A 17,119-nucleotide genomic window follows, 5' to 3' on the forward strand; every position below is an offset into this window, starting at 1 on the left:
GGAATCATCGGCTTCAAGCCATCCTGTCTATCGTCGCCGCGAGCTTTGCACGGTTGGCTGCATAAAACCCTGCAGCATTGATACAGTTCGTCTCCAACAGTCCCAGACCTTCCTCTGTGCGGAAAATGTCCATGACATCGGCTGGCGAAAAGCCTATATTCAGCCGAGACAATGTCTAGGCAAGCGCACCCGCGAATACTTGGCCTTGATCCCCGCTGTCCCGCGTGAGGGTTGCCCGGGAACTGGCGGCCCTATTCGAGGCCCGCAGCAAGCCCCAGACAGTGGTCAGCGACAACAGGACTGAGTTCACCTCGAACGCGATCCCGACCTTTGCTGACAACCACATACATCGCATCAGGAAAGCCAACTCGGAACGCCTTCATCGAAAGCTTCAACGACCGCCTGCGGGATGAGCTTCTCAACGAGACCCAGTTCCATCCCTGCATCACGCCCGGGCCAATCTGGGAGATCTTGCTGCGCGGCAATACACTTGGGAGCTGCCCTTCACGTAGAATGCAGCGAAACTCGGGCTGTCGAGGACGTGACGCGGGGCAGAACTGCCGGTCGTAGTTCTCCTTTCAGACCGCCATGGTCCCGGCCGCAGCACCGCCGAGAACGACGAGCCACGGTGGTGCTTTCCACGCGACCAGTGCCACGAAGCAGGCAAGAGCAACGGCGAAGTCGAGCATCGATACAACCGCGCTGGTGAACACCGGATTATAGAGCGCAGTGCCCAAAATTCCGACCACTGCCGCGTTCGCACCCTGCATGGCGGACTGCGCGATGCGGCGCGCGCGAAGCCACCCCCAGAACGGAAGGGCGGCAATCAACAGCAGGAACCCCGGCAGAAAGAGCGCAAGGAGTGCGATGGTCGCTCCGAAGACCCCATTCGGGGGCAGTGTCATGCTGGCTCCCAGCCAGGCAGCAAAGGTGAAAAGTGGGCCCGGCACAGCTTGTGTTGCGCCATAGCCGGTCAGGAAAGTACCCGCACTGACCCAGCCGGATTGAACGGTCTCTGCCTCAAGAAGCGGCAGGACGACGTGGCCGCCACCGAACACCAGCGCCCCTGCTCGGTAAAAGCTGTCGGCCAAGGCCAGCCCCTGGTTCAGGCTGGCAAAGACCGGCAGGGCTGCAAGCAGCGTGGCAAAGGCCACCAGTGCGGCGGCTCCCAGAGCCTTTGGCACCGGCACGGAGGACCGAGTTTCGTCGACGACCTGTCCGCGCCGCAAAACTGCGCCGGCACCGGTTCCAAAAAGGATGGCCAGCATCATTCCGACCGACCCGGGTGCAACGGCCAACAGCAGCACGGCCGCGACGGCGATGCTGGCTCGCTCACGGTCCGGGCAAAGGCTGCGCGACATCCCCAGCACGGCCTGCGCAACGATGGCCACCGCCACGATCTTGAGCCCATGCAGCAGCCCCTGTGCCAGCGGCCCCTCGATGCTTGTCGCGGTCAGGGCGAGGATGATCAGGAAAACGGCCGAGGGCAGCGTGAATGCCATGAAGGCGGCCAATGCGCCACCCCAACCCGCCCGCATGAGACCGAGCGCGAACCCGACCTGGCTGGATGTCGGACCGGGAAGAAACTGGCAAAGCGCGACCAGATCGGCATAGGCGACTTCGGACAGCCATCTTCGGCGCAGGACGAATTCATCCCGGAAATAACCCAGATGCGCGATCGGACCACCGAAGGATGTCACGCCCAGTTTCAGGAACGCGGCGAAGACCTCGCCGACGGAGCCGATGGACCGGGTAGGGGGATCAGCCATCTTGCCTGCCTGTCGTAGACTGTGCACACCGTTGCGTGCGTGAGATATCGGATTGATGACAGGCAGGAGAATACCCGTCGTAGCCGGAGGATAGCCGATGGGATTTCCGACCGGAATGGGTCGCCGACGCCAACCCTGCGCATCAAACCGCAATGACCGAATCCAACCCCGCACAGACCCGCCTGGCCTCGCGCCCCGCCATTCCCGGCAACGATCTGGATGCTGCGGATCGCCAGCCTGCTAATGGATGTCTCGTCCGAGATGATCAACGCGCTTTTGCCGCTGTATCTGGCCGGAGGGTTGGGGGCCTCGGCGCTGGAGGCGTCCGGGCCTGCCAGCCTTACTCTCGCCGCCGAGTGACGGCTATGGGAACCAGGCTCGCGGCAGCCTCGCGGACACGCTAAGGTTGAAGCGACGCGACAGCTCTGCGCGACCTGCCTGCCGTTCGTCGTGAGTACGAAGTGGCCGAGGCGTCATCGCGCAAAATCGTCGGGGAGGGCGAAAGTCATCTAAAGACATCGCCGCATCGCAGTCGAAGCAGCCTGGAGCACCAGACATCCGGGCATCAAGGGGATCCTCCGGCACCCGGCGCAAGACCAGTAATGCCGGAGAAAATGAACATCGCCCTAAGTTGGGAATTTGTATGCTCACTCTTAGGGCTTTGTCGCGCCGTTTTGGTCAGGCAGCGGCCATTGCAGCCGCCTTGCGCTTAGCATATCGCAGATCACGCTCTGCCTTGCGGGCGACCTCGTCCGCCACGACCCGGGCAATACGGTCGTCCATGGCGGATTTCCGAAGCTCAGTCTCGGCCGTCTTGGCCGCACGCTGCGCTGCTGCCTCCGATTCCAGCTGCTGCTGTTCTTCACGCTTTACTTGCTCGCGTTGCGCGCGCCGCTGGTCACGGGCTTGCGCAACGGCAACACGTTGAGCCAGCTTTGCGGCCTTTTCTGGAGCGGCCGTGGCTTGGGCCGTGCGAAAAGCATCAAGCATGGTTGCTTTGGCGGTAGCGGCATTTCCGCGACGGTCAGAGAATTCTTTGTTTCGCATTTTCTCTCATTGGATGGCCGTGTGTGATGGAGGTAAACGCGCATCAGGCCTGTTTCACGCATTTCCGCTGATCAATTGCCGAAGCGGCGAGCATATCACTCCGGGTTTTTTCAAGCCGCGCAGTGCGAAGCCGAAGCGTCTTTTCCGCACGCGCAGTTGTAATACTATCGTGCTCATTAAGTGCACGTTGACGGGCAAGAAACTGGGTCTGGGTTTTTCCAAAAGCTACTTCCGCCAGTTGTCTTGATTTACTGATTGTCTCGGTCATGGTCACACTTTCGGAAGGCCAGAAGGCCAGAAAACAAAGAGCCGGACAAAAATGCCCGACCCGGTGATTTTGGATTTCGCATGTCATGTTTGGGCTGTACGGCGCGAAAGCCCTGCAAATTAAGCCGCTTGCAGATTGCAGGCAGACATTTTGCCTGACTTGCTGTCGCGCTCAAGATCGTAGCCGATCTTTTGGCCCTCAACGAGATCGTGCATGCCGGATCTTTCAATCGCAGAGATATGTACGAAAGCGTCAGCGCCACCATCATCAGGTTGAATAAAGCCGAAACCTTTGGTGGAATTGAACCATTTTACTGTGCCGGTGGTCTCTATCCGCTTCTGGGTGTGCCCGGAGTGACCATGCTGGGCGCCGAGCTGCTGGGACTTGGCGCCGCGGGCTGGGCACTGGCGGCAGAGCCCTGGCAGTTGTTTGCGGCCGTGCTGGCGAGTGGTGCGGGATGGGTCGGCATGGGGGCGGCTGCAGTGAACGCGCTGATCGCCCCTTGGTTCGTCTTGCGCCGCCCGGCTGCGCTCGGCATGGCCTATAACGGTGCGAGCCTTGGCGGGGTGATGTTCTCACCGCTGTGGATCGCACTGATCGCAGCTATCGGCTTTGTGCCGGCAGCCCTGGCGGTCGGGGGCGTCATGGTCGCGGCGGTCGTAACTCTGTCGGTACTGGTATTCCGGCATACGCCTGAAAGCATGGGGCAAAACCCGGACGGGCGGACCGCCGCCATTCCGCGGATCAGCGCGCCCCAGGCCGGCGCGCCGGTCTCTCGTATGCTTTTCCGCAACCACAAATTCGTGACGCTGGCCATCGCCATGATGCTGGGTCTCTTCGCCCAGATCGGATTGTTGGCGCATCTGTTTTCGCTGCTCGTCCCGGTGCTGGGCGAAAGAGCAGCGGGTCTGACGATGGGATGCGCGACGCTGGCCGCGATCCTCGGGCGTTCAGTTGTTGTGTGGATGATGCCCGTGGGGGCCGAACCGCCGCCTTGTCGCTTCTTTGAGCTACGGAGTGCAGGTGATGGGATCGCTGCTGTTCGTCCTGGCGGTGGGGAATAGCGGCCCGTGGCTGTTTCTTGGCATCGCGCTGTTCGGGCTGGGAATCGGCAACGCCACTTCGCTGCCGCCGCTGATCGCACAGCAGGAATTCAGCCCGGTCGAAGCCGCCCGTATGGTGCCGCTGATCGTCGCCATCGGCCAGGCAGGCTATGCCTTCGCCCCGGCGGTATTCGGGCTGATACGCGGTGTGACCCGATCTGGCGAGACGGTCGGCCCGGCTCTTCTGTTCGCCTGTGCTGCCGCGATACAACTCGCTGCCATCGGCTGTCTTCTTGCAGGAAGAAGTGGAAGACAAAGAAAACAGGAGCAGGGATGAGTGCTGTTGGGTTCGGCCCCAACCTGTCGGTCATTGTGCAGAGCCATGCTGCGGCGCGACCCCTCAAAGCTGCCCTTCGTGTATCGCGCAGCATTTCCGGTGACGGGGGACGACTCGGCGAGTCCTTTCTTGGCGCTCGATACGCTCGCCCGGATTCTGCAGCAATAAGAGCGAGTCGAGAAAGCCGGAAGACATGCTGGAGTCCTGCCATATGATTCCGCTCCGCGCACAGGCTTTTATGGACTGGATTGGCACGCTGCATCGGCCATGCGAGAGTGGGGGCAGATGCCCATGACTGGAGGGGCCGATGACGACAGCGCCGCAGCCTGTTCCCACCGGCAGGATGGGGGCCATGGTCCTGCGCCGGACCGGTGGCCCGCTGGTCTGGGAGGAACGCCCCCTGCCACAACCGGGTCCGGGCGAGGTTCGGCTGCGCGTCGAGGCCTGCGCCGTCTGCCGCACCGACCTGCATGTCGTGGACGGCGATTTGCCGGGCGGGCCACTGCCCATCGTGCCGGGGCACGAGATCGTCGGCCGTGTCGAGGCGGCGGGGCCGGGCGTCACTCTTGCGGCCGGCACCCGCGTCGGCGTTGCGTGGCTGGGCCATAGCTGCGGCCATTGCCCCTATTGCGCCGAGGGGCGTGAAAACCTCTGCGACGCGCCGCAATTTACCGGCTTCACCCGCGACGGCGGCTTCGCCACCCATGTCCTTGCCGAGGCCGCCTACGCTTTCCCGCTGCAGGGTTTCAACGATCCGGTGGCCATTGCGCCGCTGATGTGTGCGGGGCTGATCGGCTGGCGCTCACTGAGGATGGCGGGCGAGGGACAGCGGATTGGGCTTTATGGCTTCGGCGCGGCCGCGCATTTGCTGGCGCAGGTGCTCCGCTGGCAGGGGCGCGAGGTTTACGCCTTCACCCGCGCGGGCGACGTGGCCGCGCAGGCCATGGCGCGGCAGTTGGGGGCCGCCTGGGCCGGGACGTCCGAGGAGATGCCGCCGGAACCGCTGGACGCCGCGATCCTGTTCGCGCCGGTCGGCGCGCTGGTCCCGCTGGCGCTGCGAGCGGTGCGGAAAGGCGGTCGGGTGGTCTGCGGCGGCATCCACATGAGCGACATCCCGTCATTCCCCTATGATATCCTGTGGGAGGAGAGGCAGATCATTTCGGTCGCCAACCTGACCCGCGCTGACGCGGTCGAATTCCTTGCCCTTGCGCCCAAGGCGGGCATCCGTGCCGAGACCACGACCTATCCCCTGGCCCACGCCAACGAGGCGCTGGAGGATCTGCGCCATGGTCGTTTCCAGGGTGCGGCGGTGCTGGTGCCGTGACCGGGGACGCGCTTTTCGCCCGTCTCGCCCGGTCGGATTTCCGCCGCCGGTTCCGGCTGGGACCGAGGGAGCGCGCCTATCTGGCCGCGAAGGGCACGGGGACGATCCGCAGCCACGCCGCGGATTTTATCGCAGCAAGGCTGGCACCGGCCCTGCCAAAGAACGATGGCAGGCAGACCCCGATGCGCGGCCATCCGGTGTTCATCGCCCAGCACGCCACCGCGACCTGCTGCCGATCCTGTCTTGCGAAATGGCACGCCATCCCGCCGGGTCGGGCGCTGACCGAGGCCGAACAGGCCCGGATCGTCGATATCCTCATGCGCTGGATCGAGCAGGGCGGGCTGCAAGACCGCTGATGGAAACGAAAGGAAGCATCATGCAGGAACTGCCGCTGGGCCGCGCCTTTACCCTGATCGAGCCGGGACCGGTAACCCTGATCACCACGAATGATGGCCGGCGGGACAACGTCATGACCATTACCTGGACCATGGTGATGGATTTCACGCCCCGTTTCGCCATCGCCACAGGCCATTGGAATCATTCCTGGACCGCGCTCAGCGCGTCCGGGGAATGCGTCATCGCCATCCCGACGATGGACATGATCGACACGGTGATCGGTATCGGCACCTGCTCGGGCGCGGAAGTGGACAAGTTTGAACGGTTCGGCTTGTCACGCTGTCCCGGGACGCATGTCCGCGCGCCGCTGCTCCGCGACTGCCTCGCCAATGTCGAATGCCGGGTGGTCGACATCATCGAGCCGCACGGCATCGTGGTGCTGGATGGACTGGCGGCATGGTTCGACGGCGACCGCAGCGAAAAGCGAACCTTGCATGCGGTGGGCGATGGCAGCTTTGTCGTCGATGGAGACAGGCTCGACCGCAGAGACGCGATGCGCTCGAAGCTACCCGAGGGGATATAGACCCAGTTGCGTGGAGTCAGCCGGACCAGCGCTGGCAAGAGGGCAAGGGAGCCATCTGTGCAATAATCCCGCAAGGCAAGGCTTGCATCAGCCAGCTATCGCGCCCATGCAGGTCATCGTGACCCATTCATCAGATCAGGCATCCATGGCGTTGACGGCCCTCGGGTGGTCGGCGTTTTTCGACGACCAACTGGAACCAGAGGAGACAGGCCTCGCCCGCATGCGCATCGCGACGGTCCATCGGGCCAGATTGACCGCGGAATCCACGTCCGGTCCGGTGAGGCTGACCCTTTCCGCCCTAGCCAATACGGCGGATTATGCCGTGGGAGACTGGGTTCTGGTCGAGTCCGGCACCCGGATGCTTGTGCGTCGACTGGACCGCAAGACCGTGCTGCAACGGCGCACCGAAGGGGGGCGGGTCCCGCAACTGATCGCGGCAAATGTCGACACGCTCTTCATCGTCTCTTCCTGCAATGACGACCTGAACCTTGCGCGGCTGGAGCGGTATCTGGCCCTTGCCAATGAGGCCGGGACGACGCCGGTGATCGTCCTGACCAAGGCTGACCAGGTCGCGGATGCCGGACCCTGGCGGGATCGGGCGGCAGACCTGCAACGCGGGCTGGAGGTCGTCACGCTGAATGCAAGGGCGCCGGATGCGGTCAAGGCGCTGGCCCGCTGGTGCGCAGCAGGACAGACTGTTGCCCTTGTGGGCTCGTCCGGGGTGGGAAAGTCCTCGCTGCTGAATACGCTCGCGGCCAAGGCGCCGGAAGAGGCTCAACTGACCGGCAGCATCCGCGAAGCCGACGCCAAAGGGCGTCACACAACCACATCTCGCTCGCTCCATGCGATTTCCGGTGGTGGCTGGGTGATCGATACGCCCGGCATCCGAACGCTGCATGTCAGCGACATTTCAACTGGACTGGACCAGTTGTTCGCCGAAATCGCCGAACTTGCGCCCGAGTGCCGCTTCAGGAACTGCACCCATGCCCATGAACCGGGATGCGCGGTCCGGGCGGCCGTTGCGGCTGGAACGCTTGATCAGGTGCGTGTTGAACGGTGGCGCAAACTTCTGGCGGAGAACCGGAGCAATACCCCTGTCCAGTCCGGGCCGCGTGGGAACAAGACGACGAAAACCCGCAGTAAACGAGGCTGAACCGCGCAAGTAGGAAAGGGATCCCGGCCCATTGTCGACCGTAGAGGGTGCGGCGACGCAGAAGCTCCCGTCGACGGGGCCGTGATGCGGGACATTGCCGTCATTCCCCAAGATGAATCGTTCTGTCCGGTGCGAGCGATATAGGGAATGCTTCGTCGTGGCTGATAACCAGCACCGCACCGTCATACGCATTCAGCGCGGCCTCCAGTGCAGCGATGTCGGCCAGATCAAGGTGATTGGTCGGCTCGTCCAGGATCAACAATCCAGGCGGCATGGCCTTAAGGGCACAGGCGAGACCGGCGCGCAAGCCTCGGTTCACCCGCCCGGCGCAAGGCATCTGCCGCACGGAAAGCAAACCGGGCCAGTAGCCGCATGGGCCGTGTGCATACCGCCCGAGGCTGCGGCCCGGCCCTTGGCGGCGTCCATCAGGATTGTCGGCTGCTCGCCCTTGGCCCGTGCCCGGCGCCCGGCACCGTCCTCGCGCGCCGCGCAGCATCAACGCGGGTCTTTTCCGCATGGGCAGGCGCTATAATTCCCGCCGTATCGGGTCGCTCCAAGCAAGGTCAGTTCGACAATGGCGTCCATTTCCTCCAGAAGCTCACGATCATGGCTGACGATGATCGCTCCACCTGTCCAGCCCGGATAAGGTCGATCACCGCCCTGCGCCCATCACGGTCAAGATTGTTTGTCGGCTCGTCCAGCAACAGAAAATCCGGCTCCGCAAAGATCAGGATCGCAAGAGCGGCGCGGCTGCCGATTTCGGCCCTTTACCACCGGGCGGCGCATCAAAGTGCTGCGCTGCAGTTTGCAGAAAGTTGCCATTCAAACATGTGCGGCGATCCCCCTTCGATATAGAAAGCAATGTGGGACCAAGCGGAGTTAATCCTGCCAAGCCCGACACCGAAGGATTTTCTGCCGACCTGATGGAGGTCACGGTCCGCTATTGATCGAGCTATCTATAGCAACTGCAATTCACTGAAATTGCGTATGTATCCGCGACTCAAAGTGAACCCGACACATCGGCGCAACTCCTCAGGCGAGAACGTAGGTCAACCTGATCACGTCCTTGCCAATTCGATCGCTGGCCACAAGGCGCAGCGGTGGCTGCGGACCCGCGAAGAACGGCTTGCCGTGACCGAGCACGACGGGATGAATGTACAGTCGATACTCGTCGACAAGACCAGAATCGGTCAGGCTCTGCGCCAACTCTGGTCCGGCAACTTCAATCTTGCCGTCAAGCTGAGTTTTCAGTCCGCGTATCGTGGCCTCGATATCGTGCTTAATGAGCGTGGCGTTTGGCCCAACGGATTTCAACGAGCGCGATACGACCCATTTTGGTTGGCTCCGCCACGCCGCCGCGTAATCACGTTCCGCCGCGTCCCATTCCGAACGATCTTCGTCCCAATACCGCATCACCTCGTACATGCGGCGACCATACACCATGCCTGTCAGACTGCGCACATCGTCGATGAAATGCCGAAAGAGGACGGGATCGGGCGCAAACTCCGTGTGGTCGATATACCCATCCAAGGACTGGTTCAGGGCGTAGACGAGTTTTGCCATGCCGGATCTCCTCCCCGGATTCCTCGGAAAAGCTGGTAGCGATGGTATGTAGAAAGGAGGTTCGTGACAATCAGGATGCTGCTTTGTCGGTGTGACCCAGCGAAGCGCAAACCGTCAGTCTCCGTCATTGCGAACGTAGGATTGGCTTAAGTTCGGTGCCGGCCTGCAGCCTTGCCGTGGACCCTGTGCCCGAAGGGCGGGCCGGCACCTCAGGTGTAACTTTCGCTGTGTGGTAGCTTCTCGATAGCAGCCGCTCGGGTCTGGCGCGACACCAGGTTGACCGTCACTGGGCTGAACCCTTGCCTTTCACTCAGCAGGTTATGGCTTGTCGCGAGCATTCAGCTCCGTTAGTATTAATCAACAACTATTGAGATGTTGATTCGATGTTGGAACCAGAAGCTCTATCCGCCTTCGCTGCCCTTTCCCAAGAAACCCGGCTCCGCATTGTGCGGCTGCTTGTCCAGGCCGGGCCGGAAGGCATGGCAGCCGGAGCTGTCGGTGAGGCCATCGGGGGCGCAACCACCTCGCGGCTTTCGTTCCACCTGACCCATCTGGAACATGCCGGGCTTGTGCAGTCTCGCCGCGACGGGCGCTTCATCATCTACACCGCCGTCTATCCGGCGTTGGCAGGTCTCGTGGAGTTCCTGATGCGCGACTGTTGTCAGGGCCATCCTGAAATCTGCGCGCCGGTCATGACTGCCCTGGTCTGCGACTGCGATCCCTCCGTTATCGAAAAGGCATGACCATGGATGTCGTGATCTATCACAATCCCGCCTGCGGCACGTCCCGCAACGCGCTCGCCATGATCCGCAACGCCGGTGTCGAGCCACATGTGATCGAGTATCTGAAATGCCCGCCGTCCCGTCAGATGCTGGTGCAGCTTATCGAGCGCATGGGAATTACGCCCCGCGCCCTGCTGCGCGAGAAGGACACCCCCTATGCAGAACTGGGACTGGGGGACGAGACGTTGAGCGATGACACCCTGATCGCTGCGATGACGGAGCATCCGATCCTGATCAACCGTCCCATCGTTGTCAGCCCCAAAGGCGCCCGCCTGTGCCGCCCCTCGGATGCTGTTCTGGATCTGCTGCCGCCCCAACAGGCCGCGTTCAGCAAAGAAGACGGCGAGCGGGTCCTGGACGATCACGGCAACCGCATCCGTTCCGCCTGATAGGGGGAAACACCATGACCAGCATTGCTCCGGCCCGCCGGCTGTCCTTTCTTGACCGCTATCTGACGGTGTGGATTTTTGCTGCAATGGCTTTCGGTATCTTGCTTGGGACGGTCTTTATCGGACTGCCCGAGGCGCTGAACGCCATGTCCGTCGGCTCCACCAATATTCCTATCGCCATCGGGCTGATCCTGATGATGTACCCGCCGCTGGCAAAGGTGCGGTATGAAGAACTGCCGCAGGTCTTTGCCGACAAGCCTGTGCTGATCCTGTCGCTGGTGCAGAACTGGATCATCGGCCCGGTGCTGATGTTTGCTCTGGCTGTAATCTTTCTGCGCGATCAGCCGGAATACATGACCGGCCTGATCCTGATCGGTCTGGCCCGGTGTATCGCCATGGTGCTGGTCTGGAACCAGCTTGCACGGGGCGACAACCAGTATGTTGCAGGGCTGGTGGCCTTTAATTCGATCTTCCAGATCCTGTTCTTCTCGACCTACGCATGGCTGTTCCTCACGCTTCTGCCGCCCCTGTTCGGATTGGAAGGCAGCGTGGTCGATGTGGGCTTCTGGACGGTGACCGAGGCCGTGTTGATCTATCTCGGCATGCCCTTCCTTGCAGGGTTCCTGACGCGGCGCGCCCTGATCGCACGGAAGGGGGCCGCGTGGTATCGGGACGTTTTCTTACCCAAAATCAGCCCGGTCACGTTGATTGCGCTGCTGTTCACCATTGTCGCCATGTTCAGCCTGAAGGGCGGTGATGTGCTGCGCCTGCCGTTTGATGCGCTCAGGATCGCGGTGCCCCTGACTCTCTATTTCGCCATCCAGTTTATGGTGAGTTTTGCAATGGGGCGCTGGATCGCACGGGATTATCCCCGCACCACGGCCATCGCCTTCACCGCTGCCGGCAATAACTTCGAACTGGCGATTGCCGTTGCCATTGCAGCCTATGGCTTGGCCTCGCCTGTCGCCTTTGCCGCCGTCATTGGCCCGCTGGTCGAAGTGCCAGTGCTGATCGCGCTGGTGCATGTGGCGCTCCGCCTTGGATCGCGCTGGTTTCCCGATAATGCTGTCCTGAAGGAGATCCGCACGTGATCCCCGATCTGCCCAATCTGACTGCCGATGCCCTGCGCCTGCCCAAGATCGACGGGCACCCGCGATCCCTCCCGACCGTGCCAGGCGCGCACTGCGGGAAAGATGCCTCGGATTCCGATCAAGGCCATCATCGCTTTATACTGTATGCAAGGGCGTTCAGCGCCAATTCCGTCTTCGCATTTTCGGCACTCTGGTCAGCAAACAGGTCGCACCCATCATCCCTTGACGATACCAAGGGATGCTTGAAAAAGCGGCAAATTGCTTGCCGCTCCTGCCAAATATGGGTGTGACCGTAATCCTATTGCTGATTTGCCGCCTGCGCACCGAAGACATAGCTGTCATAGGAGAATTCAGCGACACGGAACCATTCAAATCCCTCTTCGCGGAATTTTTTCCAGTCAGGATAGATCTTGGCCCATGCCGGGCTCTTTTGCGAATATTCCTCGTACAGCGCAAAAGCTTGCTTATATGCTTCATCCATCACATCACGCGGCAGCGGGCGCAATTGTGCGCCCTTTCCGACGAGTGATCGAATGGCAGTCGTATTTTTCACATCGTAAAGCGCCTGCATGTTGATATTCGCTGCATGGAAGGCAGTATCGAGAGCCGCCTTATACTCTTCTGGCAGCTTTTCCCATTCTCCGGGATTTATAAAGAAATGGATGGTCAGCCCACCCTCCCAGAAGGAGGGATAATAGTAATATGGTGCAATCTGATAGAAGCCGAGCCGTTCGTCATCATAAGGTCCGACCCACTCCGCTGCATCAATCGTACCGCGTTCGAGTGCTGGATAAATGTCCCCTCCGGGAAGCTGCTGTGGCACTACGCCAAGTCGTGACATCACATCGCCAGCGACACCGGCGATCCGCATTTTAATCCCTTTAAGATCCTGAAGAGAGTTGATTTCCTTTCGAAACCAACCGCCCATCTGGCTGCCGGTCGCACCGCCTGGGCGCGCCATCACCCCGTGGTCCTTAAGGAAATCGTCATAAGCTTCATTCCCGCCGGCGTGATAGAGCCACGCATTCTGGAGCCGTGAGTTCAAACCGAAGGGAATGGCCGAGCCGATGGCAAAAGCCGGGTCCTTGCCTGTAAAGTAATAGCCGCAGGTATGCGCGATCTCCACAGTATTTCCGGCCACAGCATCCAGCGCCTGCCCACCCGGAACAATCTCACCGGCCTGAAAAACCTGTATTTCGAATTTTCCGCCAGTCATCGCCTTGACACGCTCGGCCGCGAAAACGGCGCCGCCGTAAATCGTATCGAGGTTGTTTGGGAAACCTGAAGTCAAGCGCCAGCGGATGTTCGGCGCGGATTGGGCGATAGCAGGTGCGGCAAGCGTACCCGCTGCCGCGGCACCAAGCCCAAGGGTCGCAGATCTCTTAAGAAATCCGCGGCGTTCAATATTATCAGTCATCCTCTTTTCCTTTCCTCCCGTGATATTGTGCTTATTGGTGATGGCGAATTATTGTCCGAAGGTTGGTGGCGGTGGGATCTGACTTTCAGGATTGCCAAAGCTGGGCGCCGGTGGGGTTTGATCTGTCGGCGCATCAATACTTGGCGGCGGGGTTTGACCTGTCGTTGCGCCAAAACCCGGCGGCGCGGGGGTTTGCCCGGCGGTTCCCCCGAAAGTGGGCGGCGCAGCGCCAAAGCTTGGCGGAGCACCCCAAGGCGCAGTGTCGCCGCCTCCGCCCGGCAGGTTCAGCCTGACAGTTGCGGGATCAAATTCGACGGCATCGCCTTTGTAATGCATGACAAGCTGCGGAAATGAGGCCACGATCAGCACCATGATAAGCTGGATCCCAAGGTAGGGAATGGCCCCGAGATAGATCTGGTTAGACGTTATCGGTTGGATCAGTTCCCCCGTCACCTTATCGCGATACTGTCGCGCCGGTGCGACCGACCTCAGAAAGAAGAGAGAGAAGCCAAAGGGAGGATGCATGAACGAGGTTTGCATGTTGATCGCAAGCATGACCCCGAACCACACCAGATCGATCCCCAGCGACTGGGCCGCCGGCGCCAGCAGCGGGATGATGATAAAGGCGAGCTCAAAGTAATCCAAAAAGAACGCGAGAAAGAAAACCAGAAGGTTTGCTGCGATCAGAAAGCCCAACGTGCCGCCGGGGATCGAAGTCATCAGATGCTCGACCCAGATGTGACCGTCTACGCCATAGAAGGTTAATGAGAACGCCCGCGCACCCAGAAGGATCGCCAAGACGAAGGCAGAAAGCTTTGCTGTTGCGTAGATCGAGTCACGCAGCAGCGGCAGGGTCAATTTGCGCTTGATGAGCGCGAGGACAAGCGCACCCATGGCGCCCATCGCGCCGCCTTCGGTCGGGGTAGCGATGCCGAGAAAGATGGTGCCCAGAACCAAGAACACCAAAATAAGGGGCGGTATAAGCGAGGTCACGACCCGCAACAGCAGCCGGGCACCCCGGAGCGTGCGCGCTTCCAAGGGTAGCGCGGGGACCTTATGCGGCCAGATGATCGAGACTGCGACGATATAAAGCATGTAGAACCCGACCAGCACCAAGGCCGGAATCATCGCACCCTTGTACATATCGCCGACGGACCGCCCAAGCTGGTCGGCCAGAACGATCAGGACCAGCGACGGCGGCACGATCTGCGCCAGCGTTCCCGAGGCTGCGATCGTCCCCGCCGCAACCTTCCGGTCATAACCATAGCGCAGCATGATCGGCAGCGAGATCAGCCCCATCGAGATCACCGAAGCTGCAACGACACCTGTCGTTGCACCCAACAGCGCCCCGACCGCGATCACCGCGAATGCAATGCCGCCGCGCACCGGCCCGAAAAGCTGGCCGATGGTGTCCAGCAAATCCTCGGCCATCCCCGATCTTTCAAGGATCAGGCCCATGAATGTGAAGAAGGGGATCGCGAGCATCGTCTCGTTCCCCATCTGGCCGAAGATACGGTCAGGTATGGCGTGAAAGAGGTTAACCGGCAGCAGTCCAAGCTCTATCCCGAAAAGACCGAACGCAAGCCCGGTAAAGGCAAGTGCGAAGGCCACCGGGTAGCCGAACAACAGGATTACGATCAGACCCACGAACATCAGCGGGGCCATGTTTTCGACAATGAATTGCATGCGGGCCCTTACAGTTCTGCGGCGTCGGCGTCGGCCACCAGCACGGGATCGGGCAGATCCCCCCGGAGCCAGGCAATACGCTTGATGAGTTCAGAGATGCCTTGAAGGCCGAGCGACGTATACCCGATGGGAATCAGCATCCAGGCGGGCCACAGCACCAACCCGCCCGTATTGTTCGAGGTCTCGCCCGACGCCAGCTTGGCCATGAAGACAGGCCACGAAAGCCAGACGACAATCACGCAGAATGGCAACAGGAACAGGACGGTTCCGATGATGTCGACGTAGATCTGTCCGCGCCGTTTCATGCGGCTATATAGCAGATCGACGCGGACATGTTCATTGCTCATCAACGTCCAGGCTGATGCAAGCAGGAAGGCGGCAGAAAAAAGGTACCACTGGGCCTCAAGCCAGGCGTTTGAGCTGAGGCTGAATGCCTTTCGCGACACGGCGTTGGTCGCCGATATGACGATTGACGCGAGTATCAGCCAGGCGACGGCTTTTCCGATGAGTTCATTCACTCTGTCGATGGCGCGGGATAATGAGATGAGTGCCGTCAAACCTTACTCCGTTCAGGTCATGCGCGAGGCGTACATCCGACACAGTAATTTTCCCGCCGCAGATACGACAAGTTTTTTCAACGCCGAGACTAAGAAAATTTCATCGGAGCCCGTGTCGAACTCTGCAAAAACGACCACATTTTATCGTAACATATTTAAATTTAAAGAAAAAATATTTCCTGTGCCGGCAAGAAGGCCGAGCTCCTGCGACAATACCTTCTGTGGAGAGCTGGAACCGGCCCGCAACCCAAAGGACAAGGCTACACTGGCTGAGGCGCAGCCTTTCCGCAAAAGCGTTCCTGGGCGGCCGACAGGTTCGGGGAACGACACGACGGTCAGTCGGTGTGAGAGTCAGACCACCTAGGAACTGGCTCCCATGGCGGATTCAACCGGTCGTCGCAACATCTTCGATCATAAGGAATACGCGTGCGTCATCCCAGCGCAGGCGGCTCGCATTACGATTTCCGATTTCGGAAACCGGATTACGGCTATTGGTGGCTTTATTCATCGAAGTAGAAAACCACCTTTAACTGAAGCGAACAAGGAGCAAAGCAATGCAACATCGAATGCTTGGCACTGACCTTTCGGTATCCGCCATCGGTCTGGGGTGCATGGGAATGAGCGAGTTCTACGGCCCGCGCGACGATGCAGAGTCGCTGGCGGTTCTGCGACGTTCCGTCGATCTTGGCCTCGACTTTCTCGATACCGCCGACACCTATGGCCCGCACCATAACGAGGAACTGATCGGCCGTTTCCTTGCCGACAGCCGTGCGGACGTGAAGATCGCCACAAAGTTCGGCATTGTACGCAAGCCCGGCGAATACACCCGCACCATCGACAACAGCGCCGACTATATGCGCCGCGCCTGTGAAGGATCGCTTAAACGGCTGGGGGTGGACCAGATCGACCTGTATTACGTTCACCGCATCAATCGCGAACGTCCCATCGAGGAGACGATGGAGGCGCTGGCTGCGCTGAAACGTGAGGGCAAGATCGGCCATATCGGGCTTTGCGAGGTCAGTGCCGAAACGCTGCGCCGTGCCCATGCCGTTCATCCGGTGACGGCGGTGCAGACCGAATACTCGCTCTGGACCCGCGATGTGGAAGCCGAAATCCTGCCGACCTGCCGTGAGCTGGGCATCGGCTTCGTCGCCTATTCCCCGCTTGGCCGCGGATTCCTGACAGGCCGGTTTCAGGCAGGATCGCAGTTCGAAGAGGGCGATTTCCGTGCAACCCTGCCGCGCTTCGCACCGGAAAATGCCGCAACCAACGGTGCGCTGGTCGATGTCGTGCGCGGTATTGCCGCCGAGAAAGGCTGCACTCCGGCGCAGGTTGCGCTGGCATGGCTGCTGGCCAAGGGCGACGACATTGTGCCGATCCCCGGCACGAGGCAGATCAAGTATCTCGAAGAAAACGCTGCTGCAGCGTCAATCGAACTTGGAGAGGCAGAGCGCATCGCTCTCGAACAGGCCCTGTCCGGGCTGCCTGTTTCCGGAGAGCGCTACACCGCCGAAGGCATGAAGGGCGTCAACGCATGAGTGCCCTGGGACAAGATGCGATCGTTCGCATGACCGGCGTAGGCGGTGGCGAAAACTCAAAGCTCTCGGCATTTCGCCTGAACCAGCAACTCCCGGCACGGTTCGTGGCGGTGTAGGGGCGAATTTCATCGACATCTGTGCGTCGGCCTTTACCCGCTTACCATCCTTGCCAGATCCCATCAGGCCGCTGCTGAAGATGGGCCGCACGGCCTTGCCACACGTCAGATGCAGGACCG

The 17,119-nt window shown here is 60.8% G+C and carries 23 protein-coding genes and 3 pseudogenes; 15 read left to right on the plus strand and 11 right to left on the minus strand.

What is annotated here, in order from left to right; translation table 11 throughout:
- Nucleotides 1-13 precede the first annotated feature (13 nt).
- Nucleotides 14-163 (minus strand): annotated as a pseudogene (locus JWJ88_RS22270) (ATP-grasp domain-containing protein); the annotation flags it as partial.
- Between the two features lie 52 nt (nucleotides 164-215).
- Between JWJ88_RS22270 and JWJ88_RS21775 the strand changes: the two are divergent.
- A pseudogene (locus tag JWJ88_RS21775) lies at nucleotides 216-435 on the plus strand (integrase core domain-containing protein); the annotation flags it as partial.
- Nucleotides 436-578: 143 nt separating this feature from the next.
- Here JWJ88_RS21775 and chrA read toward each other — a convergent pair.
- A complete protein-coding gene (gene chrA / locus JWJ88_RS12455; RefSeq protein ID WP_205295279.1) occupies nucleotides 579-1,769 on the minus strand; it encodes a chromate efflux transporter in 1,191 nt (396 codons plus the stop codon).
- A gap of 219 nt (nucleotides 1,770-1,988) precedes the next feature.
- Here chrA and JWJ88_RS12460 point away from each other — a divergent pair, with 219 nt between their 5' ends.
- The gene (locus JWJ88_RS12460) at nucleotides 1,989-2,129 is read left to right on the plus strand and encodes a hypothetical protein (protein WP_205295609.1); all 141 of its coding nucleotides are present in this window, start codon (nucleotides 1,989-1,991) and stop codon (nucleotides 2,127-2,129) included.
- 318 nt (nucleotides 2,130-2,447) lie between these two features.
- Here JWJ88_RS12460 and JWJ88_RS12465 read toward each other — a convergent pair whose 3' ends face one another.
- The 3 genes from JWJ88_RS12465 to JWJ88_RS12475 form a co-directional block, all read right to left on the minus strand.
- The gene (locus tag JWJ88_RS12465; protein WP_205295280.1) at nucleotides 2,448-2,816 is read right to left on the minus strand and encodes a DUF6481 family protein; all 369 of its coding nucleotides are present in this window, start codon (nucleotides 2,814-2,816) and stop codon (nucleotides 2,448-2,450) included.
- 43 nt (nucleotides 2,817-2,859) lie between these two features.
- The gene (locus tag JWJ88_RS12470; RefSeq protein ID WP_205295281.1) at nucleotides 2,860-3,084 is read right to left on the minus strand and encodes a hypothetical protein; all 225 of its coding nucleotides are present in this window, start codon (nucleotides 3,082-3,084) and stop codon (nucleotides 2,860-2,862) included.
- A gap of 119 nt (nucleotides 3,085-3,203) precedes the next feature.
- Nucleotides 3,204-3,416, minus strand: a complete 213-nt coding sequence (locus JWJ88_RS12475) for a cold-shock protein (RefSeq protein ID WP_205295600.1) — start codon at nucleotides 3,414-3,416, stop codon at nucleotides 3,204-3,206.
- Nucleotides 3,417-3,443: 27 nt separating this feature from the next.
- Here JWJ88_RS12475 and JWJ88_RS22065 point away from each other — a divergent pair, with 27 nt between their 5' ends.
- The 6 genes from JWJ88_RS22065 to rsgA all read left to right on the plus strand — a co-directional run bounded on the left by JWJ88_RS22065 (nucleotide 3,444) and on the right by rsgA (nucleotide 7,860).
- Entirely contained in the window at nucleotides 3,444-4,148 is a 705-nt protein-coding gene (locus JWJ88_RS22065) for an MFS transporter (protein WP_322985392.1), read from the plus strand.
- Nucleotides 4,111-4,464 (plus strand): hypothetical protein, encoded by a 354-nt coding sequence (locus JWJ88_RS21780; protein WP_240200236.1) that lies wholly within the window; start codon nucleotides 4,111-4,113, stop codon nucleotides 4,462-4,464. The genes JWJ88_RS22065 and JWJ88_RS21780 overlap by 38 nt, the downstream gene beginning before the upstream one ends.
- A 343-nt stretch (nucleotides 4,465-4,807) precedes the next feature.
- Nucleotides 4,808-5,788: a zinc-dependent alcohol dehydrogenase family protein gene (locus tag JWJ88_RS12485; RefSeq protein ID WP_205295601.1), complete on the plus strand. Its 981-nt coding sequence runs from the start codon at nucleotides 4,808-4,810 to the stop codon at nucleotides 5,786-5,788.
- Nucleotides 5,785-6,144, plus strand: coding sequence for a DUF4186 domain-containing protein (locus JWJ88_RS12490; RefSeq protein ID WP_205295282.1), 360 nt, complete (start codon nucleotides 5,785-5,787; stop codon nucleotides 6,142-6,144). The genes JWJ88_RS12485 and JWJ88_RS12490 overlap by 4 nt, the downstream gene beginning before the upstream one ends.
- Before the next feature lie 20 nt (nucleotides 6,145-6,164).
- Nucleotides 6,165-6,707 (plus strand): flavin reductase family protein, encoded by a 543-nt coding sequence (locus tag JWJ88_RS12495; RefSeq protein ID WP_205295283.1) that lies wholly within the window; start codon nucleotides 6,165-6,167, stop codon nucleotides 6,705-6,707.
- A gap of 106 nt (nucleotides 6,708-6,813) precedes the next feature.
- A complete protein-coding gene (gene rsgA, locus JWJ88_RS12500) occupies nucleotides 6,814-7,860 on the plus strand; it encodes a ribosome small subunit-dependent GTPase A (RefSeq protein WP_205295602.1) in 1,047 nt (348 codons plus the stop codon).
- Between the two features lie 100 nt (nucleotides 7,861-7,960).
- On the opposite strand, the gene JWJ88_RS22185 is transcribed toward rsgA, so the two are convergent.
- The 3 genes and pseudogenes from JWJ88_RS22185 to JWJ88_RS12510 form a co-directional block, all read right to left on the minus strand.
- Entirely contained in the window at nucleotides 7,961-8,119 is a 159-nt protein-coding gene (locus JWJ88_RS22185) for a P-loop NTPase family protein (RefSeq protein WP_240200263.1), read from the minus strand.
- A 128-nt stretch (nucleotides 8,120-8,247) separates the two neighbouring features.
- A pseudogene (locus JWJ88_RS22190) lies at nucleotides 8,248-8,612 on the minus strand (ABC transporter ATP-binding protein); the annotation flags it as partial.
- Nucleotides 8,613-8,892: 280 nt separating this feature from the next.
- Complete coding sequence (locus JWJ88_RS12510; RefSeq protein WP_205295284.1) at nucleotides 8,893-9,423, minus strand: dihydrofolate reductase family protein; 531 nt, start codon at nucleotides 9,421-9,423, stop codon at nucleotides 8,893-8,895.
- Between the two features lie 383 nt (nucleotides 9,424-9,806).
- Here JWJ88_RS12510 and JWJ88_RS12515 point away from each other — a divergent pair, with 383 nt between their 5' ends.
- From JWJ88_RS12515 to JWJ88_RS12530, 4 genes are read left to right on the plus strand one after another with little or no spacing between them, the layout of a single operon-like run.
- Nucleotides 9,807-10,166, plus strand: coding sequence for an ArsR/SmtB family transcription factor (locus JWJ88_RS12515; protein ID WP_205295285.1), 360 nt, complete (start codon nucleotides 9,807-9,809; stop codon nucleotides 10,164-10,166).
- A gap of 2 nt (nucleotides 10,167-10,168) precedes the next feature.
- Complete coding sequence (gene arsC, locus JWJ88_RS12520; RefSeq protein WP_205295603.1) at nucleotides 10,169-10,594, plus strand: arsenate reductase (glutaredoxin); 426 nt, start codon at nucleotides 10,169-10,171, stop codon at nucleotides 10,592-10,594.
- Between the two features lie 14 nt (nucleotides 10,595-10,608).
- Entirely contained in the window at nucleotides 10,609-11,685 is a 1,077-nt protein-coding gene (gene arsB / locus JWJ88_RS12525; protein WP_205295286.1) for an ACR3 family arsenite efflux transporter, read from the plus strand.
- Nucleotides 11,682-11,975: a hypothetical protein gene (locus JWJ88_RS12530; RefSeq protein WP_205295287.1), complete on the plus strand. Its 294-nt coding sequence runs from the start codon at nucleotides 11,682-11,684 to the stop codon at nucleotides 11,973-11,975. The genes arsB and JWJ88_RS12530 overlap by 4 nt, the downstream gene beginning before the upstream one ends.
- A gap of 8 nt (nucleotides 11,976-11,983) precedes the next feature.
- Here JWJ88_RS12530 and JWJ88_RS12535 read toward each other — a convergent pair whose 3' ends face one another.
- Genes JWJ88_RS12535 through JWJ88_RS12545 form a run of 3 tightly spaced genes read right to left on the minus strand, consistent with a single transcriptional unit; the run spans nucleotide 11,984 to nucleotide 15,345 of the window.
- Nucleotides 11,984-13,102, minus strand: a complete 1,119-nt coding sequence (locus JWJ88_RS12535; RefSeq protein ID WP_205295288.1) for a TRAP transporter substrate-binding protein — start codon at nucleotides 13,100-13,102, stop codon at nucleotides 11,984-11,986.
- Between the two features lie 48 nt (nucleotides 13,103-13,150).
- Nucleotides 13,151-14,788, minus strand: a complete 1,638-nt coding sequence (locus JWJ88_RS12540) for a TRAP transporter large permease subunit (RefSeq protein ID WP_205295289.1) — start codon at nucleotides 14,786-14,788, stop codon at nucleotides 13,151-13,153.
- Between the two features lie 8 nt (nucleotides 14,789-14,796).
- Nucleotides 14,797-15,345, minus strand: a complete 549-nt coding sequence (locus JWJ88_RS12545) for a TRAP transporter small permease subunit (RefSeq protein ID WP_205295290.1) — start codon at nucleotides 15,343-15,345, stop codon at nucleotides 14,797-14,799.
- Between JWJ88_RS12545 and JWJ88_RS12550 the strand changes: the two genes are divergently transcribed.
- Genes JWJ88_RS12550 through JWJ88_RS12560 form a run of 3 tightly spaced genes read left to right on the plus strand, consistent with a single transcriptional unit; the run spans nucleotide 15,332 to nucleotide 16,883 of the window.
- Nucleotides 15,332-15,709: a hypothetical protein gene (locus tag JWJ88_RS12550; protein ID WP_205295291.1), complete on the plus strand. Its 378-nt coding sequence runs from the start codon at nucleotides 15,332-15,334 to the stop codon at nucleotides 15,707-15,709. The two genes, JWJ88_RS12545 and JWJ88_RS12550, sit on opposite strands and share 14 nt — an antisense overlap.
- 12 nt (nucleotides 15,710-15,721) lie before the next feature.
- Nucleotides 15,722-15,925, plus strand: a complete 204-nt coding sequence (locus tag JWJ88_RS12555) for a hypothetical protein (protein ID WP_205295292.1) — start codon at nucleotides 15,722-15,724, stop codon at nucleotides 15,923-15,925.
- Nucleotides 15,900-16,883: an aldo/keto reductase gene (locus JWJ88_RS12560; protein ID WP_205295293.1), complete on the plus strand. Its 984-nt coding sequence runs from the start codon at nucleotides 15,900-15,902 to the stop codon at nucleotides 16,881-16,883. Before JWJ88_RS12555 ends, JWJ88_RS12560 begins: the two co-directional genes overlap by 26 nt.
- Nucleotides 16,884-17,119: the final 236 nt, after the last annotated feature.

The sequence above is a fragment of the Paracoccus methylovorus genome, assembly GCF_016919705.1.
GTDB classification, from domain to species: Bacteria; Pseudomonadota; Alphaproteobacteria; order Rhodobacterales; family Rhodobacteraceae; genus Paracoccus; species Paracoccus methylovorus.